The sequence below is a fragment of the Providencia sp. PROV119 genome (genome assembly GCF_028482435.1).
Lineage (GTDB): Bacteria > Pseudomonadota > Gammaproteobacteria > Enterobacterales > Enterobacteriaceae > Providencia > Providencia stuartii.
In genome coordinates, this window is sequence record NZ_JAMPQL010000002.1 from 244,452 (window position 1) to 270,346 (window position 25,895).

General features: G+C 40.5%; 22 protein-coding genes and 2 pseudogenes. 12 read left to right on the forward strand and 12 right to left on the reverse strand.

The window, feature by feature from the left end; translation table 11 throughout:
* Positions 1-72 precede the first annotated feature (72 nt).
* The 5 genes from PSF11_RS03445 to dauA all read left to right on the forward strand — a co-directional run bounded on the left by PSF11_RS03445 (position 73) and on the right by dauA (position 7,597).
* The gene (locus tag PSF11_RS03445; RefSeq protein ID WP_004919404.1) at positions 73-888 is read left to right on the forward strand and encodes a helix-turn-helix domain-containing protein; all 816 of its coding nucleotides are present in this window, start codon (positions 73-75) and stop codon (positions 886-888) included.
* 453 nt (positions 889-1,341) lie between these two features.
* On the forward strand, positions 1,342-1,977 hold the full coding sequence (locus tag PSF11_RS03450) for a CDP-alcohol phosphatidyltransferase family protein (RefSeq protein ID WP_014658278.1): 636 nt from the start codon (positions 1,342-1,344) through the stop codon (positions 1,975-1,977).
* A complete protein-coding gene (locus PSF11_RS03455; RefSeq protein WP_053110883.1) occupies positions 1,974-3,740 on the forward strand; it encodes a bifunctional alpha/beta hydrolase/class I SAM-dependent methyltransferase in 1,767 nt (588 codons plus the stop codon). The genes PSF11_RS03450 and PSF11_RS03455 overlap by 4 nt, the downstream gene beginning before the upstream one ends.
* A 186-nt stretch (positions 3,741-3,926) precedes the next feature.
* Positions 3,927-5,267, forward strand: coding sequence for a phosphatase PAP2/dual specificity phosphatase family protein (locus PSF11_RS03460; protein ID WP_072502233.1), 1,341 nt, complete (start codon positions 3,927-3,929; stop codon positions 5,265-5,267).
* Between the two features lie 641 nt (positions 5,268-5,908).
* A complete protein-coding gene (dauA, locus tag PSF11_RS03465) occupies positions 5,909-7,597 on the forward strand; it encodes a C4-dicarboxylic acid transporter DauA (protein WP_014658275.1) in 1,689 nt (562 codons plus the stop codon).
* A gap of 221 nt (positions 7,598-7,818) precedes the next feature.
* On the opposite strand, the gene PSF11_RS03470 is transcribed toward dauA, so the two are convergent.
* The 6 genes from PSF11_RS03470 to hemA are packed head-to-tail and all read right to left on the reverse strand — an operon-like array spanning position 7,819 to position 13,663.
* Positions 7,819-8,721 carry a TIGR01212 family radical SAM protein gene (locus PSF11_RS03470; RefSeq protein ID WP_040133088.1) on the reverse strand — a complete coding sequence of 301 codons (903 nt, stop codon included), beginning with the start codon at positions 8,719-8,721 and terminating at the stop codon, positions 7,819-7,821.
* A 12-nt stretch (positions 8,722-8,733) separates the two neighbouring features.
* Entirely contained in the window at positions 8,734-9,588 is an 855-nt protein-coding gene (kdsA, locus tag PSF11_RS03475; RefSeq protein WP_014658273.1) for a 3-deoxy-8-phosphooctulonate synthase, read from the reverse strand.
* Between the two features lie 44 nt (positions 9,589-9,632).
* A complete protein-coding gene (sirB1, locus tag PSF11_RS03480; protein ID WP_004919394.1) occupies positions 9,633-10,442 on the reverse strand; it encodes an invasion regulator SirB1 in 810 nt (269 codons plus the stop codon).
* Entirely contained in the window at positions 10,442-11,287 is an 846-nt protein-coding gene (gene prmC, locus PSF11_RS03485; RefSeq protein WP_004919393.1) for a peptide chain release factor N(5)-glutamine methyltransferase, read from the reverse strand. Before prmC ends, sirB1 begins: the two co-directional genes overlap by 1 nt.
* Positions 11,287-12,369 (reverse strand): peptide chain release factor 1, encoded by a 1,083-nt coding sequence (gene prfA / locus PSF11_RS03490; RefSeq protein WP_004919392.1) that lies wholly within the window; start codon positions 12,367-12,369, stop codon positions 11,287-11,289. Before prfA ends, prmC begins: the two co-directional genes overlap by 1 nt.
* Positions 12,370-12,400: 31 nt before the next feature.
* Positions 12,401-13,663, reverse strand: a complete 1,263-nt coding sequence (gene hemA / locus PSF11_RS03495; RefSeq protein WP_004919391.1) for a glutamyl-tRNA reductase — start codon at positions 13,661-13,663, stop codon at positions 12,401-12,403.
* 529 nt (positions 13,664-14,192) lie between these two features.
* Between hemA and lolB the strand changes: the two genes are divergently transcribed.
* The 3 genes from lolB (at position 14,193) to prs (ending at position 16,742) form a co-directional block, all read left to right on the forward strand.
* Positions 14,193-14,858 (forward strand): lipoprotein insertase outer membrane protein LolB, encoded by a 666-nt coding sequence (gene lolB, locus PSF11_RS03500; protein WP_072502231.1) that lies wholly within the window; start codon positions 14,193-14,195, stop codon positions 14,856-14,858.
* On the forward strand, positions 14,855-15,730 hold the full coding sequence (gene ispE, locus PSF11_RS03505) for a 4-(cytidine 5'-diphospho)-2-C-methyl-D-erythritol kinase (RefSeq protein WP_004919385.1): 876 nt from the start codon (positions 14,855-14,857) through the stop codon (positions 15,728-15,730). Before lolB ends, ispE begins: the two co-directional genes overlap by 4 nt.
* A 64-nt stretch (positions 15,731-15,794) precedes the next feature.
* Positions 15,795-16,742: a ribose-phosphate diphosphokinase gene (gene prs, locus PSF11_RS03510; RefSeq protein ID WP_006661866.1), complete on the forward strand. Its 948-nt coding sequence runs from the start codon at positions 15,795-15,797 to the stop codon at positions 16,740-16,742.
* Between the two features lie 324 nt (positions 16,743-17,066).
* Here prs and ychH read toward each other — a convergent pair whose 3' ends face one another.
* Positions 17,067-17,339 (reverse strand): stress-induced protein YchH, encoded by a 273-nt coding sequence (ychH, locus tag PSF11_RS03515; RefSeq protein ID WP_072502230.1) that lies wholly within the window; start codon positions 17,337-17,339, stop codon positions 17,067-17,069.
* A gap of 298 nt (positions 17,340-17,637) precedes the next feature.
* On the opposite strand from ychH, the gene pth reads away from it, so the two are divergent.
* From pth to PSF11_RS03535, 4 genes and pseudogenes are all read left to right on the forward strand, one after another.
* Positions 17,638-18,228, forward strand: coding sequence for an aminoacyl-tRNA hydrolase (gene pth, locus PSF11_RS03520; RefSeq protein WP_004919378.1), 591 nt, complete (start codon positions 17,638-17,640; stop codon positions 18,226-18,228).
* Between the two features lie 122 nt (positions 18,229-18,350).
* Positions 18,351-19,442 carry a redox-regulated ATPase YchF gene (ychF, locus tag PSF11_RS03525; protein WP_004919376.1) on the forward strand — a complete coding sequence of 364 codons (1,092 nt, stop codon included), beginning with the start codon at positions 18,351-18,353 and terminating at the stop codon, positions 19,440-19,442.
* Positions 19,443-19,657: 215 nt separating this feature from the next.
* Positions 19,658-20,847, forward strand: a pseudogene (locus tag PSF11_RS03530) (tyrosine-type recombinase/integrase).
* A 172-nt stretch (positions 20,848-21,019) separates the two neighbouring features.
* A complete protein-coding gene (locus PSF11_RS03535) occupies positions 21,020-21,637 on the forward strand; it encodes a Fic/DOC family protein (RefSeq protein ID WP_072502229.1) in 618 nt (205 codons plus the stop codon).
* On the opposite strand, the gene PSF11_RS03540 is transcribed toward PSF11_RS03535, so the two are convergent.
* From PSF11_RS03540 to PSF11_RS03555, 5 genes and pseudogenes are all read right to left on the reverse strand, one after another.
* Positions 21,634-21,798 (reverse strand): hypothetical protein, encoded by a 165-nt coding sequence (locus tag PSF11_RS03540; protein WP_014658269.1) that lies wholly within the window; start codon positions 21,796-21,798, stop codon positions 21,634-21,636. The two genes, PSF11_RS03535 and PSF11_RS03540, sit on opposite strands and share 4 nt — an antisense overlap.
* 457 nt (positions 21,799-22,255) lie before the next feature.
* Positions 22,256-22,417 (reverse strand): annotated as a pseudogene (locus PSF11_RS21250) (integrase core domain-containing protein); the annotation flags it as partial.
* A 271-nt stretch (positions 22,418-22,688) separates the two neighbouring features.
* Positions 22,689-23,951: an ATP-grasp domain-containing protein gene (locus PSF11_RS03545; RefSeq protein WP_040133086.1), complete on the reverse strand. Its 1,263-nt coding sequence runs from the start codon at positions 23,949-23,951 to the stop codon at positions 22,689-22,691.
* On the reverse strand, positions 23,884-24,843 hold the full coding sequence (locus tag PSF11_RS03550; protein WP_040133085.1) for a TauD/TfdA dioxygenase family protein: 960 nt from the start codon (positions 24,841-24,843) through the stop codon (positions 23,884-23,886). Before PSF11_RS03550 ends, PSF11_RS03545 begins: the two co-directional genes overlap by 68 nt.
* Entirely contained in the window at positions 24,812-25,894 is a 1,083-nt protein-coding gene (locus PSF11_RS03555) for a hypothetical protein (protein WP_040133084.1), read from the reverse strand. The genes PSF11_RS03550 and PSF11_RS03555 overlap by 32 nt, the downstream gene beginning before the upstream one ends.
* Position 25,895 lies beyond the last annotated feature (1 nt).

The following is a 25,895-nucleotide window of genomic DNA, read 5'->3' on the forward strand; positions in this document are numbered from 1 at the left end:
GATGCGCAATTCGGCACAATATAAAAATATTTCAGAGAACTAATCATATTTGTTGAACTTGTTGGAGGCCGCATGATTAATTTAAATAAGCTGCTATTAATTAGTCAGGAAAATATGCTGTTTCCCGTTGATAATATTGAAATACTTTTAAATCACCTCGGGCTGGTCATGCCATTAATTAACACATTACCGAATGTCACTTTTTTTGTTAAAGATCGTAATGCCAAATATCTTCTTGCTAATGAGAACCTAGCCAAACGCTGTAAAATGGCTACGACTAACGATGTCATTGGGAAGCGAGCCGAAGATATTTTTCATCATGAGTTAGGTCGCAGTTATAGCTCTCAGGATTATCTGGTGATGCAAAAAAAGATCAGCGTCATTAACAAATTAGAATTGCATTTATATAAAGCAGGCATATTAGGTTGGTGCGTCACAACCAAAGTTCCTATCTTCAATACGCATAACCAAGTGATTGGTGTGGCTGGGATTTCGGTAGATTTGCAAGATGTAAAGTCGGTCAGTCAAAAATTAAACAAGCAGTTGGGTCAGGTGGAACAATTTATTAGCGAACACTTTGATATGCCAATAAAAATAACCACTCTTGCAGATATATCGGGCTTGTCTTTATCCCAACTAAATCGCCAATTTAAAGCCATATTCCACATAACTCCCCAACAATATATTCAAAAAAAACGTCTTGAACATGCGATTGAATTACTCGAAGAAGATTATTCGATTACTGAAATATCCATAAAATGTGCTTATGCTGATCACAGTGCATTTTGTCGGAAATTTAAAGAAATGACGACAATGACCCCAAGCCAATTTAAACGGATGAGGTTGAATATTGCCAATAGATATCGCGTTGAAGAACAACTTGTTTAAATAATCTCATCCCAATAGAAGCTGTGTTATTACAGAAAACATCTTATTTTAAGATGTTTTTTTACTTTCGATATTCAACACTCATGATATCCAGCTCGGCGATACTATTATTTCTGCAATGGATGATTTTTATACGCCACTTGAGCATTCTTTTTACGTTATTGATTCACTTTTTGATTAAAATTTTCTATTACTTTATAAAATCGACTTAATTAATTTATTACAATTACGAAACATAAAAGTAAATGAACAATAAATAAACACTTAATTTTACGATAATGAATTATTCATTTACAATCAATATATTATAGAAAGGTAATATCCACGAACACAGGTTATCATCACAAGAGAGAAATCTAACTTAGGATAGCTCTTATTGCAGCTAAAAAATAATCGCGTATTCATATACGCTATATTTGCACCATTATGGTTGTAATTTGCAAGGATGAATAAATGACAATTTATGATCTGAAACCTAAATTTCAGAACCTGCTACGGCCTATCGTACAAAAGCTTTATGACTCAGGCGTGACAGCAAATCAAGTAACATTGGCTGCAATGCTATTATCTATTTTGATCGGAGCACTGCTATTTATTTTTCCTAACCCACACCTGTTTATTTTATTACCCTTTGTTTTATTTATTCGCATGGCGCTGAACGCCATTGACGGTATGCTCGCACGTGAACATCACCAAAAAAGTCATCTCGGTGCAATATTAAATGAAACGGGGGATGTTATCTCCGATATGGCCTTGTATATCCCTTTTGTTTTGTTGTTCCCTCATGATTTTGGATGGATTTTACTGATCCTTTTCTTGTCATTATTAACAGAGTTTATTGGGGTTATCGCACAAGCTATTGGCGCTTCACGTCGCTATGATGGCCCTATCGGTAAGAGTGACCGTGCATTTATTTTCGGTACTTTTGGGCTATTAGTCGCACTCTTTCCCCAAATCACTTCTTCTAACTGGTTTACTGCTATTTTTATTGTCCTTTCATTGTTGCTGTTTTACACCTGCTACAACCGTATCCGTAAGGCCTTAAGTGAGCTTAATACACAAACGGATCATCATAAGGAACCATTATGAACGCTCAGACAGACTATTTAACTCAACGTCCTGTCATTGAATCTCAGTTTATCACCAGTGACCGTACCCCGCTGTTTTATCGTTACTGGCCAACAGAACAATCAACAGATAAAGCCATTATTCTATTTCACCGCGGCCACGAACACTCAGGACGCGTTGCTCATCTTGTCGATGAGTTAGACTTGCCTGACTACGCCATGTTCGCATGGGATGCCCGAGGCCATGGCAGAAATGATGGCCCTCGTGGTTATAGCCCATCCCTTGGCACCTCTATTCATGATGTGGATGAATTTGTACGTTATGTGTCATCCCAGTACCAGATACCATTAGCAAATATTATCGTCATTGGTCAAAGCGTTGGTGCCGTGTTAGTCTCTGCTTGGGTACATGACTATGCCCCTCCTATTAGAGGGATGGTATTAGCATCCCCAGCTTTTAAAGTTAAGTTGTATGTACCATTTGCGCGCACAGGACTTGCTTTGATGCAAAAAATGCGGGGTTTGTTTTATGTTAACTCATATGTGAAAGCTAAATTCCTAACTCACGACCAAAGCCGCATAGCCTCATTCAACCGTGACCCATTAATTACGCGCCCTATTGCAGTTAATATCCTGCTCGAACTGTACAAAACTGCTGATAGAATAGTGGCTGATGCAGGTGCGATTACCCTCCCAACACAACTGTTTATTTCTGGTAGTGATCATGTGGTACACCATAAACCACAGCATCAATTTTATGAGCGCCTTAATACTCCCATTAAAGAGAAACATATTTTACCTGGCTTCTATCACGATACACTGGGTGAAAAAGAGCGCCATATCCCTATTGCCAAAATCCGTGAATTCATTGGCAAACTATTCTCAGTTCCTCGCTATCAACATGATTACCAATATGAAGATACTTGGAGCGTGAGTGCAGATGCTTATCGCGAGCTAACGCAACCTCTGCCTGCATGGTGCCCTAAAAACCTTGGTTATAAGCTACTTAGCCGTTCTATGAGTACACTAGGCAAGGCTTCAGAAGGTGTCCGCATTGGTTATGACAAAGGTTTTGACTCTGGGTCGACCCTTGACTACATTTACCGTGATAAAGCACAAGGTAAAGGGTTATTTGGCCGAATCATTGATAGGCAATACCTCAATAGCATCGGCTGGCAAGGGATCCGCCAACGTAAAACCAACATCGAAAATATCATTCGACAAGCTATTCGTGAGCTAACTGAACAACACCAGCCAGTGCGTATTGTCGATATAGCCGCCGGACAAGGTCGTTACGTCTTCGACGCTATTAATGACTATGGCAAAGTGGAGTCCGTCTTACTGCGAGACTATAGCCCTGTCAATGTTGAGCAAGGTCGTTCACATATTAAAGAGCGCTATCTTGAAGATAAAGTGCGTTTTGAAGAAGGCAATGCCTTTGATACGAATGACTTAGCTTCCATAACGCCAGCCCCTACACTTGGTATCGTAAGTGGTTTATACGAACTCTTCCCAAGTAATGACCTGATTCGAGCTTCACTGAGTGGTTTATCTCAGGCGATCCCTTCTGGTGGCCTACTTATCTACACCTGCCAACCTTGGCACCCTCAGGTTGAAATGATCGCTCGCGTCTTACCAAGTCACCAAGGTGGACAAGCATGGGTGATGCGTTGCCGGAGCCAAGGTGAAATGGACGCACTTGTCGACGAAGCTGGATTCGAAAAACTTAATCAGTTAATTGATAACTGGGGCATATTCAGTGTTTCTATTGCTCGACGCCGTTAAGCGTATTTGAGCATAAACGAACCTGATATTTTGCTTAATAAGGTGGTGACAACCATCACTACCTTATCCCCTTTAATATTCAATAAAGCTGATATACTAATAGCTTGCAACAACTCACTGAGTGAACGCAATACTCTTTTTAATTCCCATCTCAATATCAATTAAACTAGCTAAACGGATAGACGAATGACAACCACACATAAGCCCTTGCCTTCCTCGCCGCGGCGAAAAATTTGGTTATACGGTTTCTTTTGGTTAGTCTTTTTAGCCCCTTTTTTCTTTCTTACCTATGGGCAAGTCAACACTTATACGTCTACGCTAGCCAATGTTCCCTCTTATGTTTATTCATGGGAAACACATATTCCTTTTTTACCTTGGACAATTATCCCTTATTGGAGTATTGACCTGTTTTATGGCCTATCCCTTTTTATTTGCACCTCTTTAAGAGAGCAAACAATCCAAGGGCTACGCTTAATCACTGCCTCATTAGCCGCCTGTGTTGGCTTTTTATTATTCCCCTTAAAATTTAGCTTCCCTCGGCCTGACACAAGCGGTATCACCGGTTGGATGTTCGATAGCCTTGAATTATTTGACCTCCCTTATAACCAAGCCCCCTCATTACATATTATTTTACTGTGGCTATTGTGGTTACGTTTCCGAGCTCATATGCCGACTAAATGGCATTGGTTGCTACATAGCTGGTCGCTACTGATCCTCATTTCTGTCCTCACGACGTGGCAACACCATTTTATTGATGTTATCAGTGGCTTTGCCGTTGGTGTCCTTATTAGTTATCTATTGCCTATTGAAAGCCAATGGCACTGGCACTACACCGGCAGCCGTCGTAGCTTTAAAATGAGCACGAATTATGGCTTAGGGGCGTTTGCCTGTTTGTTACTCGCAATAACGCTTCAAGGTATCGCATGGCTACTCCTATGGCCTGCTATTGCGTTGTTTATCGTCGCGATTGGCTACTTAGGTCTAGGCGCTTCTGTATTCCAAAAAACTCCGATGGGTAGCATGTCACCTTCGGCGCTCCTCTTGCTACTCCCGTATCGATTAATTGCCGTAGGAACTTATCATTACTATGCGAAGGCGTGTCGACAACCTAGCAAAATTAACGATAAACTTATTTTGGGTGGACGCCCGCTTTATCCTTTGCAAGCTCAAGCCGTTTTCGATATGACTTGCGAGTGGCCTCGCAATTCCTATAGCCACGATTTAAATTATCGTAGCCAACCTCAAATCGATTTGTTACCACTAAGTGCAAAGGATATTGAAAGCGCCGTGCACACAATGGATGAGCTTGCAGAAAGCGGCACAATTTATGTTCACTGCAAATTAGGCTATTCGCGCAGTGCGACCGTCGCCGCTGCATGGTTAGTTCATAGTCAACAATCTAAAACGATTGATGATGCGATTGCGCTAATCACTCAAGCCAGACCAAAAGTGATCCTAAACTCAGCAACTCTTGAACAATTACATTATTGGTATCAACACTATTATTTAAAGCGAGCATCATCATGAATCATTTATCTGATAAACAATGTGGCGATGTCATGGTTATTTTTACAACAAGTTGGCGTTATTTTTGTTGTGCATCACTACTCGCTTTTATTTGTCAATTTATCTTATTTATTTACTCATTAATTGATAATCTCACCTTCTTTATTAGCACACTCCTTTTTATTGTGAGCCACTATTTTATTTTCCGGTTATGGTTTGACAGCCATCTTTTTAAAATATTATACCAGCGACAAGAGCCCTATCATTTTGACCTTGCTCTACATTACCTTTTCCCTAAAAAACAACCCGTTGCTACTATGGAGCAGCGCTGGGCTGGCACAAAGAGATTATTCAATTACACACTATTATTGACTATTTTACTCTGGTTGTGGGTTTTAATTTCATTATTAACGGGAAATTAATAATGAAATTTAATTTATTATACACACTATCTTAAATATAACTTGCGCTATAACAAAAACTTCAACAATTCATTTTTAGATATATTCATACAGAATATTCGCAGGTTTTTTTACTTTTGTACCCGTAAACGTTATGATAATTGCGAGTTCATTGACACATAGCAGATTTTTTTGTGTAAGTTCCGCGTATCCTTTGGTTCTGTTTTCCGTTATTTAACCCTGTTATTTTGGTGGGGTACAATGAGTACAAAAAAAATTAATAGCTTGCGCCTATTTAGCGCATTAATAGATTCGTGTTGGAAAGAGAAATATACATTTGCTCGCTTTATTAAAGATTTAATTGCCGGGGTTACCGTTGGGATTATCGCCATTCCATTAGCAATGGCACTGGCAATAGCAAGTGGAGTTCCACCACAATATGGCCTTTATACTGCTGCTATCGCGGGTATTGTTATCGCAATCACTGGCGGCTCACGTTACAGTGTTTCAGGGCCAACGGCCGCTTTCGTCGTCATTCTCTATCCCGTCTCACAGCAATTCGGGTTAAGTGGGCTACTCGTTGCAACCTTAATGTCTGGTATTATTTTGCTTGCAATGGGGTTCGCTCGTTTTGGTAAGTTTATTGAATACATTCCTGTCTCTGTCACGCTAGGCTTTACTTCTGGTATCGCAATTACCATTGCGACCATGCAAATTAAAGATTTTTTTGGCTTACAAATGGCATATGTTCCTGAAAACTATGTCGATAAAGTTATCGCCTTAGTCAACGCTTTGCCGACACTCCAATTCAGCGATACTTTGATTGGTTTAGTGACACTCTTCGTTTTAATTTTATGGCCTAAGCTAGGACTAAAGTTACCGGGTCACTTACCTGCTCTCGTTGCAGGTACACTGGTCATGTGGGTGCTCTCTCTGTTTGATAAAAATGTTGCTACCATCGGCTCACAATTTAGCTATTTATTGCCCGATGGCTCAGAAGGTAACGGTATCCCCCCTATCTTGCCTCAGTTTATTTTACCATGGCAGCTTCCCGGCAGCCCCCCTATTAGCTGGTCGATGATCACCGCATTGATGCCCGCGGCTTTCTCAATGGCTGTCCTTGGCGCGATCGAGTCGCTGCTATGTGCGGTTGTTCTTGATAATATGACAGGCAAGAAACACCACTCTAACAGTGAACTTATCGGGCAAGGCTTTGGTAATATCGCAGCGCCATTCTTTGGTGGTATTACAGCTACCGCCGCCATTGCACGTTCGGCAGCTAACGTTCGTGCAGGTGCAACCTCGCCGATTTCCTCAGTGATCCACTCATTGTTAGTCTTGCTGACGTTATTGGTCCTCGCCCCAATGCTTTCCTATCTGCCCTTAGCGGCGATGTCATCATTGCTGTTGATGGTTGCATGGAATATGAGCGCCGCACGTAAAGTGATAGACCTGATCCGCCGCGCGCCTAAAGATGACATCATTGTTTTGCTTTTGTGCATGTCTCTTACTGTGCTTTTCGATATGGTCATTGCCATCACTGTAGGGATTGTTCTCGCCTCACTGCTGTTTATGCGCCGTATTGCTAATATGACTCGGATCAGTGAATTAACAGAAACCGATGAAGCCAAAAGCCGTTTAGTGGTTCGTATCAACGGCCCACTGTTTTTTGCCGCGGCAGAGCGTATCTTTGATGAATTAAGGGTCAAAAGTGAAGGTTATAAAACCATCATCATGCAGTGGGATGCGGTGCCTGTACTTGATGCTGGCGGGTTAGAAGCATTCCAGAAATTTATCGACATAGTCAAAAAAGACACGCATATCGTTATTTGTGACATTCCATTCCAGCCGCTTAAAACCTTGGCGCGCGCTGGTGTAACGCCTATTGAGGGAGTGTTAAGTTTCCATAATTCGATTGATAAAGCTCTCGAGGAACTTGATTCCAAATAACCATAAATGAGCCACAACCAAAAAGCGCGGGAGTGGCTAATTTATAATGCTAATCTAGGAACAAACGCTAAATAATCTCTGACGGGGTATGCTGAGTTACGTTGTTTGTGACTGCTACCCTGTCACATGCCTAACCATCTCTGCTCTACCACCAACAGATCTCTATTTTCAATGGTTAGTATTAACAATATAAGAAACCATACTCGGCTTATTAATGACCATTAAAGTGCGGAGCCTTGTCCACCATGTGTGAGTAGATATTGGTATAGACTATTCATGCCTAACCAGCGGTTTTCACACCACTCTGGGGCTAATAATGTTGGTCGGCGCGCACTGGCACAAATACGGTGATAAACCACATCGGTAGGTGTATAGCGGATCAGTTCTCCCGCAACTTGGGTATAGTCAGTTAAGGTCATCGGCGCTAATCGCCCTGCTCGCCAACTTTTCGCCATAATACTCCCCTCAACAATATGCAAAGGGTGTAATTTGATCCCATCCGTACCACACTCCAGCACTTTTTCTAATGTCTGCATATTCATTAAAGTGCTTTCACCCGGTAAGCCACAAATAAGATGCGTGCAAACCTTAAGTCCGAGTTGCCTTGCTTTCGTTACGGTTTTTTGATATTCGGCGAAACCATGCCCTCGGTTAATGCGATGAAGTGTTTTATCATGTGCGCTTTGTAAGCCCAATTCCAACCATATTTCATACCCATGCTCTCGATAGCCACTTAATAAAGAGAGCACGTCTTGTGGCACACAATCCGGACGCGTGCCAACACATAATCCAATAATATTCGCCTGCTTAAGAGCTTCCTCATACAACTGCTGTAGTAAACACACTTCAGCATAGGTGCTGGTATAGGCTTGGAAATAAGCTAGATAGCGGCTGGCTCGCGTGATTTTGGCTTTTTGATGACGAATTTGCTCACTAATCGATTGAGTCGATTGCGTTTCATCAGAGAAAGAGGAGACATTACAAAAGGTGCAACCACCTCGCCCAAGAGTACCATCGCGGTTCGGGCAGCTAAAACCACCATGTAATGTTATTTTGTGAATTTTCTCGCCATAACGGCGCTGAAGATCAGCGCCGAACATGGAGACAACTTGGTTCAGTTGCATTGCAAACCGAGATTAACGACTCGTATCTAACTCAGGGAAGCTTTTTACTAACTCATCAATCGCTTTGATTTGCTGTAAGAAAGGCTCTAATTTAGCAAGTGGTAGTGCTGACGGGCCATCACAACGAGCACTGTCAGGATCTGGATGCGCTTCAAGGAATAGCCCTGCTAACCCAACTGCCATGCCTGCTCTGGCCAATTCAGCCACTTGAGCACGACGACCACCAGAAGCAGCGCCAAATGGGTCACGACATTGCAGCGAATGAGTAACATCAAAAATGACTGGACAGCCATTGGAAGCTTGCATCATGACATTAAAACCAAGCATATCAACAACTAGGTTATCATAACCAAAATTAGCGCCACGATCACATAAGATGACTTTATCATTACCACCTTCAATGAACTTTTCTACGATATTGCCAATTTGGCCTGGGCTAATAAACTGTGGTTTTTTAATATTGATCACGGCATCAGTTTTCGCCATTGCTGCAACCAGATCAGTCTGACGAGCTAAAAATGCAGGTAATTGGATAACATCCACAACTTCAGCAACAGGTTGAGCTTGAGATGGCTCATGCACATCAGTAATGATTTTCACGCCAAAGGTTTCTTTCAACTCTTGAAAGATTTTCATCCCTTCATCAAGGCCTGGGCCACGATATGAATGAATTGATGAACGGTTAGCTTTATCAAAAGACGCTTTAAATACGTAAGGAATGCCTAGCTTTTGCGTCACTGTGACATAGTGTTCACACACCTGCATTGCCATATCACGGGATTCAAGGACATTCATTCCACCAAAAAGAACAAAAGGGAGATTGTTTGCGACTTTGATATCACCAATGCTGACCATTTTCTGTTGCATGCTCTTACCTTTCATATCGAGACAGTTTGCTGTCTGTGCATAAATTAATGTAACACTACTGGATGATTATCTAATGAATATATCTGAATTTTAATCATTTCAGAAATAGGATCTTCTGGGCAGTGTTCAATAAAATAGTTTAAATCATTCAACGCCACATGGTTACAATCTAAATGTGCAAGAATTAATCCACGGTCGCGAATTTCATAAGGGTCTTCAGGATCTAACGTTAATAGCGTCTCACAGACCTTTAACGCTAACTCCATTTTTTTCTCTTCCATTAAAGAGGCTTTCAGCGTGTCAAATAACTTACGAATGATCACACTGTTTTCCGCAACATCGAGTTGATCCTCACCCAATTCAGAGTAGGGATCCACGGTTCCTTTAAGCCACAAATTGAGCGTATGCCATGTCAAGGTTTCCCCATTGACTGGGTTAATAAACCATTGTGAACCATCCTCTTTCTGAGCCAGTAATAACAGCTGAGTTGGAAACACGGCAGGTTCGATATCAATCTCTAATTTCTCAGCAATATAAAGGAAAATGGAACCTAAAGAGACCGGTGTTCCACGCTTCGTTGCTAAGACTTTATCTAGCCAAAGCATGTCGGATAATGCATAGATGCCGTCAGCACCACCAAATTGCCATTGATGATAAAAAAGCGTTATTAGTTGATTAATTTTACTTTCATTATCCGCTTGTAAATCAATAACCGCTTTGGCTGCCTCAACCAAGCTATCCAATCGAGCCTGTACTTGCATAAGAGGAAAATCGATACGAATACTTTGGGAAACTATCATAATACCTTCACTCAAAGGTATTTTGTTAAATTCAATATTTGCTATGGTTTTCATCACATTTCCACTGATTTATTCCACTGCCCAAGCGAAATTCTATCTCGGCCACCATAATCTAGACAGGTTTCAATATTGCTATATCCATACTGTTTGAATAACTCACGAACTGCGGCACCTTGTTGCCATCCATGTTCAACAAGTAACCAACCTTGTGGGTTAAGGTATGATCTCGATGTAGACACAATATGGTCTAAATCTGACAGTCCGTGATTATCTGCCACTAAAGCGGTTAAAGGTTCGAATCTAACATCGCCTTGCTGCAAATGGTCATCATTTCCATCAATATAAGGTGGATTACTCACAATCATATCAAAATGTTGGCAAGACAGTGAGGTAAACCAATCACTTTGTAGAAACTGTACATTATTAAGCGCCAGACGTTGCTGATTACGCTGTGCTAAAGAAACAGCATCCAGATTAAAATCAATACCGATAATCACGCTGTCTGGACGTTCAGAGGCGATCGCCAAAGCAATAGCGCCTGTCCCTGTGCCAAGATCAAGTATTTGGCAGCGCTGAGCCGGAAGCCGTGCTAGGGCCTGTTCAACTAGACATTCAGTATCAGGACGGGGAATCAAAGTGGCTGGCGAGACAAATAAAGGCAATGACCAAAATTCACGCTCACCAATAATATAGGCGATGGGTTCACCTTGCTCACGACGACATAATAGTGATTCAAGTGCTTCATACTCAGGCTGTGTTAACTCTGTTTCTGCAAATGCAAAAATAAAGGTACGACTCCGCCCTGTAATGTGTTGAAGCAGGATTTCCGCATCTCGTTTAGCACTATCACTCATCGGCAGCCTTGCGACTGCTTGGTCAACCCACTCGCCGTATTGCATTAATCTTGCTCAGACAATGCAGACAGTTGATCTGCTTGATATTCGTTGATAATCGGCTGAATTAACGCATCCAGCTTCCCTTCCATCACTTCATCTAAACGATACAACGTCAAATTGATACGGTGATCGGTCACCCTACCTTGAGGAAAGTTATAGGTACGAATACGGTCAGAACGGTCACCAGAACCTAATAAGTTACGTCGTTCCGAGGCTTCAGCGGCTTGACGCTTATCCATTTCTGCTTGACGGATACGAGCACCTAATACAGACATCGCTTTTGCTTTGTTCTTATGCTGTGAACGTTCATCCTGACATTCAACCACAATACCCGTTGGAATATGGGTAATACGGATTGCGGAGTCAGTTGTGTTAACGTGCTGTCCACCCGCTCCCGAAGAGCGGAATGTATCAATACGTAAATCTGCTGGGTTGATTTCAGGTAATTCCGCTTCCGGTAATTCAGGAAGGATAGCGACGGTACAAGCCGATGTATGAATACGTCCTTGTGATTCCGTTTCTGGCACACGTTGTACACGATGACCACCAGATTCGAATTTCAAGCGACCATAAACGCTTTCACCGGAAATTTTTGCAATCACTTCTTTGAAGCCACCATGCTCACCATCACTAGTGCTCATTAACTCAACACGCCAACGGTTAGCCTCGGCATAACGGCTATACATACGGAATAGATCACCCGCAAAAATAGCCGCTTCGTCTCCACCAGCCCCTGCACGAATTTCAAGGAAACAGTTGTATTCATCATCAGGATCTTTTGGCAGCAACAACAGTTGTAATTGCTGTTCAAGCTCTTCATTGCGCGCTTTCGCTTCTTTTAGCTCTTCTTGAGCCATCTCTTTCATTTCAGGATCATCTAACATCATCTCTGCTGTTTCGATATCTTCCTGAACAGTCCGCCATGCCGTAAAGCATTTGGCGACATCTGTCAGTTGAGCATACTCTTTTGATAAGGCACGAAAGCGTCCCTGATCAGCAATCACACCTGCATCGGCGAGGTGTGCTTGAATTTCTTCATAGCGTTCCTGTAATGCTTCCAGTTTTGCGACAATAGAAGGCTTCATTCGTTATATCAGACCCATGATTAAAATGTGGTTATTGATGGTTCAGCCCTAAGCTGTCCCTAAGTAGATTCAGGCGTTCCAAGTCACCATCTCCAGCGGCTTGCTGTAAAGATTTTGTTGGTGCATGGATCAGGCGGTTGGTCAATTGTTGGGTAAGTTGTGTAATAACTTGTTCAGGGTCTGCACCCTGACTAATTGCCGCGAGTGCTTTTTCTGTCATCCCCGCGCGGATTGCCTCAGCCTGCGCTCTGTAATCGCGAATTGTAGACACTGCGGCTTGCGAGCGCAACCAATCCATGAAATGGCTGCTTTCTTGTTCCACGATAAATTCTGCTTCAACCGCTGCGGCTTTGCGCTGAGCAAGGTTTTGCTGAATTATCGACTCAAGATCATCCACCGTATACAGGTAAACATCTCTGAGTTTTTCAATATCAGGCTCGATATCACGAGGAACCGCAATATCAATTAACAACATGGGTTTGCTGCGACGCACTTTCATCGCACGCTCTACCATGCCTTTGCCTATAATCGGTAACGGACTTGCTGTTGAACTGATCACAATATCGGCTTGAGCCAAACGTGTATCAATATCAGACAGCGTGATCACTTCCGCATTAACCTCATTAGCTAATAACTCCGCTCTTTCACGAGAACGGTTAGCGATCATCATCTTCTGCACACCATGCTCGCGTAAATGGCGTGCCACCAATTCAATTGTTTCCCCTGCTCCCACTAACAAAATATTCAAATGTTTGAGTGACTCAAAAATTTGCCTTGCTAATGTACAAGCGGCGAATGCAACGGAAACCGCATTCGCTCCGATCTCTGTTTCGGTACGAATGCGTTTAGCGACAGAAAATGATTTTTGAAATAAACGCTCTAATTCGCTCGACAAAGAATGGTTGTCTTGAGAAAGGGCGAACGCTTTTTTAACCTGCCCAAGGATTTGCGGTTCACCTAAAACTAAAGAATCCAACCCACTTGCAACCCGCATAAGGTGACTGACTGCTCGGTCACCTTCATGCCAGTACAGACTCGGTTTTAAATCTTTATCTGTAATATTGTGAAACTTGCATAACCACTGGATAAGCTGTTCTTGAGCTTGTTCTTGTGATTCAAGGCTCAAATACAACTCAGTTCTATTACAGGTCGACAGCACAACGCCACCGCTCACCTGAGGTTGCTTAAGCAACTCCTCAAGAGCATGGTCGATTTTTTCTGGTCCAAAAGCCACCCGTTCACGAAGGGCTACTGGCGCCGTTTTATGATTAATGCCTAGGGCTAATAGGGTCATTGTGCTTAACTACATTGCTCACATTGCTAATTATTTATCCAGTAGTATAACCACACTACTGTTATTTGTTTATCGACTATTGTAGATGATCTCCGCCCCGCTTTCTATGCCCCGCGAATAATGAAAACCATAAAGATGATCACTACCAAACTTTTTCCATAGAAAACTGCTGACGATTTAGCCGAATTCAACACTATTAGTATTGCTATTCTACACCGCTTTATATCGGAGATGTACCCTTTTTTATTATACTTATTAAGAAATTATCAATATCAATGAGATATGCTGCGATTGTCATCTGTCAACTGATGAATCAAACTATCGATACTCATTGACCAATTGTATAAATAGGCAAAACTTCTTCAATCCGATTGATCATTTAGCTGTTTTAACGCAATATTTTGCCCACTGTCGCACCATATTATCCAGTGAGTCATTTTTCTAAATTGCAATAACACGTTACACTTCAGTGGGTATCAGCTTTGATAAAACCTATTTACTTTTTACTCGATGATTTTTGAGAGTCGCTATGCAACTGTTCACTACTTGGTCTTGTTTCGCTCCTTCCACCGCAAAGCGTTTTTGGCGTTTATTGCCGCTTTCTTGCTTATTGCTGACGGCTTGTGTGACCACTCAACAAACAACAACGTCTGGTACAGGTTCCGCGTCTGATCCACAATGGAAAACCCATTTACAAGAAGTCAACGCACTTCGCAATTATCAAACTCGCGGTTCTTTTGCCTATGAATTTGATGGTAGCAAAACCTATGCTAAATTCTTCTGGCAGCAGTATACACCTGAAAAATATCGTTTATTGTTGACAAACCCACTCGGCAACCGCGAGTTAGAGCTCACCGTTGAACCTGATTTAGCGCGTTTAACCACAAAAGATGGGCAAACGCATATGAGTGATGTTCCTTCCGAGCTGATTTATCAACTTACTGGCATGGAGATCCCGCTTGAGGACCTGACCGCTTGGTTAACTGGCTCACCTGGGCGCGCAACACAATTTACGCTGGATAAAAACCACCTCCTAAAATCTGTAACATTACAGCAAACTAATGGTGAAAAGTGGCAGCTTAACTATCTTTCATACAATATGAATACCACTCCAATGTTACCAAGCAACCTTGAATTACGTCAGGGTTCGCGCCTAATTAAGCTAAAAATGGATAGCTGGACTTTACAAAAATGACGTTAACATGGCCTTCCCCTGCTAAATTGAACCTTTTTCTCTATATCACAGGCCGTCGAGCAGACGGCTATCACGAATTACAAACACTGTTTCAATTTCTTGATTACGGTGACGACATTACCATCACCACGCGGGCAGACGATCACATCAATCTACTCACGCCAATGGAGGGAGTAGAACCAGAACAAAACTTAATCGTCAAAGCCGCAAAATTATTACAACACTACTGCCGTGATACTTTAGGCTATTCAGAACCTCTCGGGGCAGATATCAAAATCAATAAAATATTGCCAATGGGCGGCGGTATTGGTGGAGGCTCTTCCAATGCGGCCACCACACTTATTGCATTAAATACTCACTGGGGAACAGCAGTGAGTGATGACGTGTTAGCGGAGCTAGGTAAAAGCCTTGGAGCAGACGTTCCCGTTTTTGTGCGAGGCCATGCCGCTTTTGCGGAAGGAATAGGTGAAATTTTGACTCCAGCCTCGCCTAAAGAGAAATGGTATCTGGTTGCACATCCAGGAATTGAAATCTCAACTCCGATGATCTTCACAGATCCGCAATTAAATCGAAATTCTCCAAAACGCTCACTAGCCGCATTATTACTGGCTCCGTACGCAAATGATTGCGAACCAATTGCAAGAAAACGTTTTCGTGAGGTTGAACAGCTCGTTTCTTGGCTGTTAGAATATGCCCCGTCTCGCCTTACAGGGACAGGTGCTTGTGTTTTTTCTGAATTTGAAACACAAGCGGATGCCCTTAAGGTGTTAAATAAAGCCCCATCGTGGGTGCATGGTTTCGTCGCTCAAGGGGTGAACGAATCGCCGTTGCACAAATTCCGCGCTGGGATAACCCGTGTATTGCACCAATAATAACGATTTAGCATCGGTTATTGGTCAACAATATCTCTCTGGACGCAAGCCTGAGGTTTTTCTCGTGCCCGATATGAAGCTTTTTGCTGGTAACGCTACACCGGAACTAGCACAACGTGTTGCTAACCGCCTTTACACTAATCTTGGAGACGCGGCTGTTGGTCGTTTTAGCGACGGCGAAGTCAGTGTTCAAATTAATGAAAATGTTCGCGGTGGTGATATCTTTATCATCCAGTCAACCTGTGCACCAACCAATGATAACCTGATGGAACTGGTTGTTATGGTCGATGCGCTGCGCCGTGCATCTGCTGGTCGTATTACCGCTGTTATCCCTTACTTCGGTTATGCTAGACAGGATCGTCGCGTACGTTCTGCCCGTGTACCAATCACCGCTAAAGTTGTTGCCGATTTTCTGTCCAGTGTAGGTGTTGACCGTGTTCTCACCGTTGACCTACACGCTGAGCAGATCCAGGGCTTCTTTGATGTTCCTGTTGATAACGTATTCGGTAGCCCTATTCTTCTGGAAGATATGTTGCAGAAAGATTTGGAAAACCCAATCGTTGTATCTCCAGACATCGGCGGCGTCGTCCGTGCTAGAGCAATTGCGAAACTGTTAAATGACACTGATATGGCAATCATCGATAAACGTCGTCCTCGTGCGAACGTTTCCCAAGTGATGCACATCATTGGTGATGTTTCTGGTCGTGACTGCATTTTAGTCGACGATATGATAGATACTGGTGGCACGCTGTGTAAAGCGGCTGAAGCTCTGAAAGAGCGTGGTGCAAAACGCGTATTTGCATACGCAACTCACCCGATTTTCTCAGGTAATGCCGTAGACAACATCAAAAATTCAGTCATTGATGAAGTCATTGTTTGTGACACAATCCCTCTTTCACCTGAAATTAAAGCATTGAACAAAGTTCGCACGCTGACACTTTCAGGCATGCTGGCCGAAGCAATTCGCCGTATTAGCAATGAAGAGTCAATTTCTGCGATGTTCGAGCACTAAGAATTAATTAACGAGGTAGCAATACCTCGTTTTTCTATATTGCTTTGAAAATCAAAGAAATGTCATAATTTAAGTAGCGCCCCTACGGTTGAATATCAACCGTAGGGGCTTTATTTATCCATTCATTTTTACTCACCATAGCCTATAGGCAACCTCGTTGGCTTAATTTTTCATATTACCATGGTGATAAAATACGCACGAAAGAAGAGAGAGTTAGAGGTGAATAAAAAAACAAAAGAGTGATTATCTAAAATATGAAATCACCCTTCGTTGCTAAATAAGATCAACTAATATTGTTAGTACCACATAAATTAAAAACAAATATTATGGATAACGATGGTTATCTTTATTTGAATGTGGATAATGTTTTATTAGCCAGTAACGGTCAGCAATTTTTTCTCTACCGCCAATTCTCGCTCCAGTTAACCAGATCATCGCACCAACAAAGATGCCAAACAAGGAGCCCATTGTGATCATGTCCGGTAAATTGAGACTAAATATATGGGAAGATAGGTTCAGTACAATACTTCCTATCATAACGATTAGCCCTAACGCCATCAAAATATTACCAACCAAAACTGCTGTTTTACGTTTCATATCTACCTCCTATCTCAGTAGACTGATAAGCAAAGCATAATTGAAATATTCGAAAAAATTATATTGTTATATGATTATTATAGTGTAATAAGTAAAATTGTTTGCGATGGCTATCACATGGTGAGACTTTTCCCATAATTTCTGTACAAAAGATGCTTTTTTTAAAAATATTTTTCCCGAATAGTTTCATACAGAACTAAATAAACACCCCATTGCCCTATTTCAATTTTGTACATCCCCCTATCACAAGGTAAACTAGATATAATTTTTTGACTTAACTGACAGTGAATAATTAGCCGTGAGCAAAATAAAACTAATTGTTGGCCTCGCCAACCCAGGTGCTGAATACGCCCAAACTCGTCATAATGCTGGAGCATGGTATGTTGACTTACTTGCCGAACGCCATAACCAATCTTTAAAAGAAGAAGCAAAATTTTTCGGTTATACCGCCCGTATCAACCTTAATGGCAACGATGTTCGGTTACTTGTTCCAACCACCTTTATGAATTTGAGTGGTAAATCGGTTCTGGCTGTTGCTAACTTCTATCGCATTAACCCTGATGAAATTTTAGTCGCGCATGATGAATTAGATTTACCCCCCGGTGTTGCAAAAATGAAATTAGGCGGCAGTAATGGTGGGCATAACGGTCTTAAGGATATTCAAAACAAGTTTAGTAATAACCCAAACTTTTATCGTTTACGCATAGGTATTGGTCATCCAGGCGATAAAAACAAAGTTGTTGGTTTTGTTTTAGGCAAACCACCTGCTTCTGAGCAAAAACTCATCGATGAAGCGATTGATGAGTCCTTAAGGTGCACAGATATCTTACTTAGTGATGGGATGGATAAAGCGATAAATCGCCTACATAGTTTTAAAGCAACAGCGTAAAATCAGTGTACGTAAAGAGTTCATTTCATCAAAAACAACTTTTTGTGTATAATCAGCGCCAATTTTCTAACATTCAGGAGCAGCGCTCGCCTGCCCCTTGCTATTTTTAAGGTGAGAAACATATGGGTTTTAAATGCGGTATCGTTGGTCTGCCTAACGTGGGTAAATCTACACTGTTTAATGCGTTGACCAAAGCCGGCATCGAAGCAGCCAACTTCCCTTTTTGTACAATTGAGCCGAATACGGGCGTTGTGCCAATGCCAGACCCACGTCTTGACCAATTGGCTGAGATTGTAAAGCCACAACGTATTCTACCAACTACGATGGAATTCGTTGATATCGCGGGTTTAGTCAAAGGCGCCTCAAAAGGAGAAGGTTTAGGTAACCAGTTCCTGACTAATATCCGTGAAACGGAAGCTATCGGCCACGTAGTGCGTTGCTTTGAAAACGACAATATCATCCATGTGGCAGGTCAAGTTAACCCTGCAGAGGACATTGAGGTTATCAATACCGAATTAGCGCTCGCTGACCTTGATACCTGTGAACGCGCAATACATCGCATACAAAAGCGTGCAAAAGGTGGCGATAAAGATGCTAAAGCAGAATTAGAAGTATTAGAGAAGTGCTTACCCCATCTTGAAAACGCAGGCATGCTGCGTACTTTAGATCTTAGCGCAGAAGAAAAAGCACTGATCCGTTATTTAAGTTTCTTAACACTCAAACCAACAATGTATATTGCGAATGTTAATGAAGATGGCTTTGAAAATAATCCTTATTTAGATACGGTAAATAAAATTGCTGAATCAGAAGGTTCTGTCGTCGTTCCTGTTTGTGCCGCTATCGAATCAGATATCGCTGAATTGGAAGATGAGGAGCGTGATGAGTTTATGGCAGATCTTGGCATTGAAGAGCCTGGTTTAAACCGCGTGATCCGTGCAGGTTATCAGTTATTGAACCTACAAACTTATTTTACTGCTGGCGTGAAAGAAGTTCGCGCATGGACGATCCCTGTCGGTGCAACAGCCCCACAAGCCGCCGGTAAGATCCATACTGACTTTGAGAAAGGCTTTATTCGAGCTCAAACTATCGCATTTGATGATTTTATTAAATACCGCGGTGAGCAAGGCGCTAAAGAAGCCGGTAGAATGCGTGCAGAAGGTAAAGATTACATTGTTCAAGATGGCGATGTGCTGAACTTCTTGTTTAATGTGTAAGCCTGCGCTTTAGCCTTATATTATTTCACAAAGTATCAAATCATAATAAAACAGCATAAAATTCATGATATTAACTGGGTTTTATGCTTTTTTATGCCTCATTAAGTTTCATAAAAGCTCGTGACTAAATGAGTATGTAACTGAGTACAACTTATTTATCCTCCCTTTTTAAGTGAGTATAATAATATCAACTTACATAACTAGTTGAACTTATTATGCTTACTGATACAAAATGCAGAACTGCAAAACCTAAAGAAAAACTTTATCGTATCAATGAATTCAACGGTTTGTACCTTAAAATGAAACCTAATGGTAAAAAAACATGGCGATTCCGTTTTCAACTAAATGGAAAATCAAGCATGCTTGCATTAGATCACTCCCCATTAATAACACTAGCTGAAGCCAGATCTAAATGTGATGATGCCAGAAAACTCGTATAAGAAGGAATTAATCCAACACAAGCTAAGCAACTAGACAAGATCAAAAAAGCGAACGAATCTGCAAATATATTTCAAATCATCTCAAAAGAATGGTTGAAATGAAAGATTAGGCTGATGTGACAAAATACCGTCGCCTTGATATGTTGGAGCGCATTGTATTTCCTTCTATCGGCAATGACCAATAAGAGAAATTACATCTCACCATATTCTCAAAATATTGCAGCGTGAAGTTCAAAGAGGTGCTCCAACAGTTGCTGCTGAAGCTAAACGGACGATATCCTCGATTTTTGAATTTGCTGTTGCCACATTAAGAGCTGATAGCGATCCTGTATGGGCAATAAGAAAAGCTCTCCCAGCAAACAAAACTCAACATAAAAAAGCCCTCACTACAGATCAAATAGGTCAATTACTCAATAACTTTGATAATAGCCGTGGCACCTTTCAACTGAACTATTGTATGTGGTTAATGTGGTGGACGCTTTCTCGTCCATCTGAAGTCGCTGAGGCTGAATGGTCTGAATTCGATCTTGATAATGCACTTTGGACAATTCCAGCTGAGCGAATGAAAGCATGAAGAGAACATATTGTTCCTCTACCTACACAAGCTATTGCGATTCTAAAATCTCTTTATGGTTTTACTGGTAGCCGTAAACATTTATTTCCCGGTCGGGATTCTTGTCATAAAACCGATGTCTACCAACTCACTAAGGCAATTTCTTAAAACGAGAGGTTGGAGTGCTATATATAGCCCTCATGCGACACGCACAACAGGCAGCACACGATTAAATGAGCTTGGATATAGACCTGATGCTATCGAAGCACAGTTAGCCCATATGGACTCAAATAGTGTTAGACATTCATATAACCATGCAACTTATCTTGAAGAGCGCAAAATCATGATGCAAGATTGGGCTGATAAACTTGATATTTGGGTAAAACGAGCCAATTTTGAATTAAAACCATGATGCATGGGTGTGTTAGCTTTGAAATATAACGATATTTATGAATTTTTTAGAAAAACCTATAATTTAACCTACACTTAATTAATCCGTTGATTTATAGGTAGTTATTATTTATTTGATGTTTTTAGCATGATAACGTACAAAATTCATACCCACACCAAAAGAACACGCTTAAATGAATAGATATGATGTATCTAACAGCGAAGGAAAATTTGCTGACGGCTCTGATGAAGAGGTACTAGCTAACAAGCTAGGACTTTCAAACGTTGATGATATCAATGACGCAGAGCTTGTCCTGTTAGAAAAACTGTATCAAGTCATTTTTGAAGAACAATTCCCCACTGAGCAAATTACTGTATCTCTTATTCAGCGTTGGCACCGCCAATGGTTAGGGAATGTTTACGAGTGGGCTGGTCAATTACGCACAGTGAATATTAGCAAGGGTGGTTTTATGTTTGCCCCTGCGGGTCGTGTTGCAAAGTTACTTGCTCAATTTGAAAAAGAGTATCTAGCGAAGTACACGCCTTGCACCAATATGAGCCGAGAACAGGTCATAGAAGCTATTGCCACAGTGCATGTGGAGTTAATTCTGATACATCCGTTTAGGGAAGGAAATGGGCGCTTATCGCGCTTACTCGCCGATGTGATGGCGGTACAAGCTGGGTTTCAACCGTTAGACTACGAAAGTTGGACTCAACAACCCGAGCAATACATTGCAGCAATCCACGCAGGGCTAAACCTTAACTATGAACCCATGAAATATTGGGTTAATGAAACCTTGAAAGCGAACTAAATCGCCAGTTTCAAATGCCCGAACTTCTCACGCTTAGCTTTCATCTCTTCTTCAAGGCGACGGGAGTCCTGCCCTGTTTCAATCGCTGTAGAGGTTGCTACCGATCGAATGAGTTGAGTACGAGTTGGTCTTGTTGCTTGAATTAATTCATTCTTTTTCATGGTAGTCTCACATCAAACGGGCGATAGTGCATTTTATCATCGTTGGTTTATATGGCAACATAGATCTTATGGCGAAACTATAACCTTAAAGCTAGATATCAATTTAAAAACCACTGTTTTTAGCTCTATCCTTGGCTATCTTTAATACTTCATTATATGAATACTTTGACGTATAAAAAACATGTTCCCAATGGGGAGGAACTTCTGACATTCTTACTGTAAAAGCATGTTCATTTAATAATTCTAATAAATATCCTCGATGCATCCGAGATATAGACCCATTCCAGTATATACCACTACAACTTAACTCTTTAAGGGCATCATCCAATAAGTGATTTTTTATTTTTTTCTTTCATATTCATGAGTCCTTAAAAATATACATTTGTGAAAATAAAAAAATCAAAACAGGCATACTTGAACAGTCAAATTAATTACCATTAGCACTGTCCACTCCCCATTAATTAAGACACCCTAAACTAGAGTTTTCTAACTGTTTACGATAAGCCTCCGGAGGGAGGTGATTTAAACTTTCATGGGTTCGGCTCAAGTTATAATATTACTGCCAATACCACACTAATTCTCTAACTTAGCTCAACGATTCAAATAAATAAGCGCTCAAAGAGTCCGCTACGTTGGTGAAAACTGTGTTACTGGAAATCAACTACTTTTAGGGGAGATTACCGGACAATTGGATAGATTATTATACATAGTCAGAACAAAATGGTTTAAGGAAGATATTTTGTATGCTCAGTAATAGCGAATACCGAGGGGTCATTATCATTGATAAAAAGCACGACAAGTAGCGCACTTACAAAAACTTGAAGTGAGGTGCCCTACCATATAATGTATTCTAAATTATACATTGAAATAGTTAGCAATTATTTCATTTTTTATATACAAGTCACAGGAACCCAATCTTGAAGCTTTTCAAAATCGCTACGTAGTTGTTCTCTATTATCATTCGTGAACATCAGGATACCTGCGGTATCAATAAGCGAACGCGAATTAACAACATCACCAACTTTAACATGCCAGTCTATATGCCAATGACTCATTAACTGAGGCTCATTTAGCGCGATAACAGTACCATGCCCTACGGGCAATAATGCTGAAACAACATTATTTTTCATATTAGGGCTAATTTTATTTAATTCATCAGACTCAGCTGCTTGTAAAAGCGTAGCGTCAATAAGGTTAATATTACTATTTTTGGTATGGAATGGGACCCCTATTCCACCAGGGACTCGAGCAGCAATTTCGAGAAAAACTATATCTTGAGAGTTATCTTTGATAAATAACTCATGGTGAGTAGAACCGTTTTTAAGGCCTAATTCGGTGATCAATGTTTGATTAAATTCAAATAGTCGTTGGTATTGTTCTATGCTTGTAACAGGATAAACCGACAGTGGTTTTCCCATGACAAAATCAAAATTGCTGCATCCTAATTCTAATATTCCACAAAATACAACTTTGCCATTTCGTATAAAGGAATCACATTGGTACATTTTTCCACTAATAAACTCATCAATCTCATAAGAGAATGTATGCTCATCAGTGCTTATCATTTCTTTAACGTCCTGTAAATCAACTTCCGAATTGATTATTTTTATATTAAAGCTACCAGCTCCAGTGGTTGGTTTGACGATCATTTTTTCACCAAGAAATTCTTTTAGCTCATGATAATAATCGCGAAGATTGTTATTTAATAATTCTATATCCAGCTTTTTATGTTTAGGTATTGCGTTGGGTAAAACTGCACTAATACATTGTTTCATAATTAACTTATCACGAAATTTTAATACGATATCTGTTTGTTCACCATCGATATCAAATGCTAAGCGGAGTTTTGCTGCTGTTAATACATTATCTTCTTGCTGACAATAAATAGCGATATCTTTAGATGAGTCAACTAGAGCAATCTCTTGTTTTACGATTTCAGAGACTTGGTCAAAATTTAATTCAGGCCGTAAGCTTTCTGTCGTATTTCCATTGACATGATAAACCTTTGCCAATTTTGTGGACAAAAAAGGATAAACTTCTTCATTGTGTGTAATAACTAAAACCAAACGGGTTTGCTGAGATAAATTAAGTAGTACAGCCTCTGAAGCAAATTGTAGGTAAGATTGAGAAAGGAGTATGACTGTTTTTTTCATAACAAGGCCCTCTATTAGAGTAATTGACGTTAATACGGTATAACAGACGACTATTTTTAATATTATGGCTAGGCTTAATGGCATATCCACGATGAAGCGTCAGTAAATTATCCCAAATAATGATATCGTTAGAAAAATAACGGTGTTGATAGAATTGAGAATTTTCAATAATGAAATCTTCCAGCTCATTCAATAGTGGTAGCGATACTTCTTGGGATACTCCGTCAAAACAAATGGCAGTACCAGAAACAGCAAAAAGAGATTGCTGTCCAGTATATGGATGAACTTGAACTAAATTGTGTACTACTGGAGAAAGAGTAATCTGTTGAGCATTAGTTAATCGTTGAGTTGGCTGTGATGGGTCAAACATAGCTCTTCGATTACCAAAAGTATGATGTACCTGAATCGCCTCTAAAGATGTTCCACAGATATTCTCAAGCTTTGTAAGGAGAGCTGAGTTCTTACGAAGAATACTAAGTGCATCAACCATATCTATAAATTGAGTATAACCACCATAATCAGGCTCTCTTAAGGACATCAGTGCTGTTGCAATACCAATTTGGGGTTTATACGACATATCCGTATGCCAGTATGCTCCGCCATCTAAAATTCCTTCATTTTCACCTGTCGGCGTAATATAATTTGATATACGAATGATATCTTTATATCCACTGACGGAGAAATTCTGTAAAATATGTTGTTCAGGAGTTCCTATCGACAACATTAGCTGATAATAATCTTCTAGAGATAACTTTTTATTGCGTAATATAATCACCTTTCCAGAATGAAGTAGAGAATTTAAATTATACTTTTTTATATCATCAATTGTTTTGTCAAACCCATTGACTTCATAGATGAAATTATCCAATAGCATTTTGACTTTCATATTCATACTCGACCTTATTCATGGTATTAACCGATTTTGCTCCGGCTAAAGTACCTGCAACATATAACCCAGCAACAGCTGTGCGCCCTAACTCATTTGAGATATAGCCTTGATCATTCAATTGTAGTTGACTAAAATTATGAGAAGGTAAAGTACATGTAACTCCAATTGCTGAAATAAACAAAGTATCTTCCGAAGGAATGGAAAGAGTTTTTGTATTTTCGCCATTTATATCAGAAGAAAGAGCGGAGTATGAAATATTAGCAATATGTATTTGATTTTTCGATTTTTCAATTTTCACATTTAAATATTTCCCATCAGAATATAATGAAGAGTAAATAAAGAATGACAGGTAATCTGTATTTTCAAAGTCATGACTTTTCCAAATTTTTTCAATCGTAATTTGGCTTGGCGCACGAAGAGCAAATCTATTTTTGGTTTCTTGAGGAAATATACCTAGATATTCTCGTGCCAAAATTGTCGTATTTAACCCATGAGAAACCGCAATATTTGCAAGTTGAAAAGCCGTATTCCCACTACCTAAAATCACAGCACGTTTATAATTATTAATAAATGAACCATTTTGGTTAAATAATTTATAGGCTGAAAAACAGTTTATATGTGGTAATAAGGAAAAAATATCTGGAGTTGCTTTCGATTTAAGACCCGTTGCTAGAACCAATCCATCTGAATAATAAATTTTTTTACCAAACTGAGAATCCACATGACAACTAAATTTAGTTTTTATTTTAGTAAACCAATTCACTTTTCCTATAATAATTTTAATTGGAAGGCCATCAAAAATGCGCTTAATATACTGAATATATTCATTTGCAGTTGGCGGCAGATCGTTGAGAGCCATACTGTCTGCTAGAGACAATGTAGTTTCATGTAAAGTTAATTCATTGCAATAAGACTGAAGCCTTTTATCTCCCATAATTTCCATACAACCACCAATTTGTTCAGTGATGATTGTGACATTTTTACCTAAAGAACAAAGGCGTGATGCTTCTATTGCAGCGGAAGGACCGCCACCAATAACAATAAATGAGCTCATA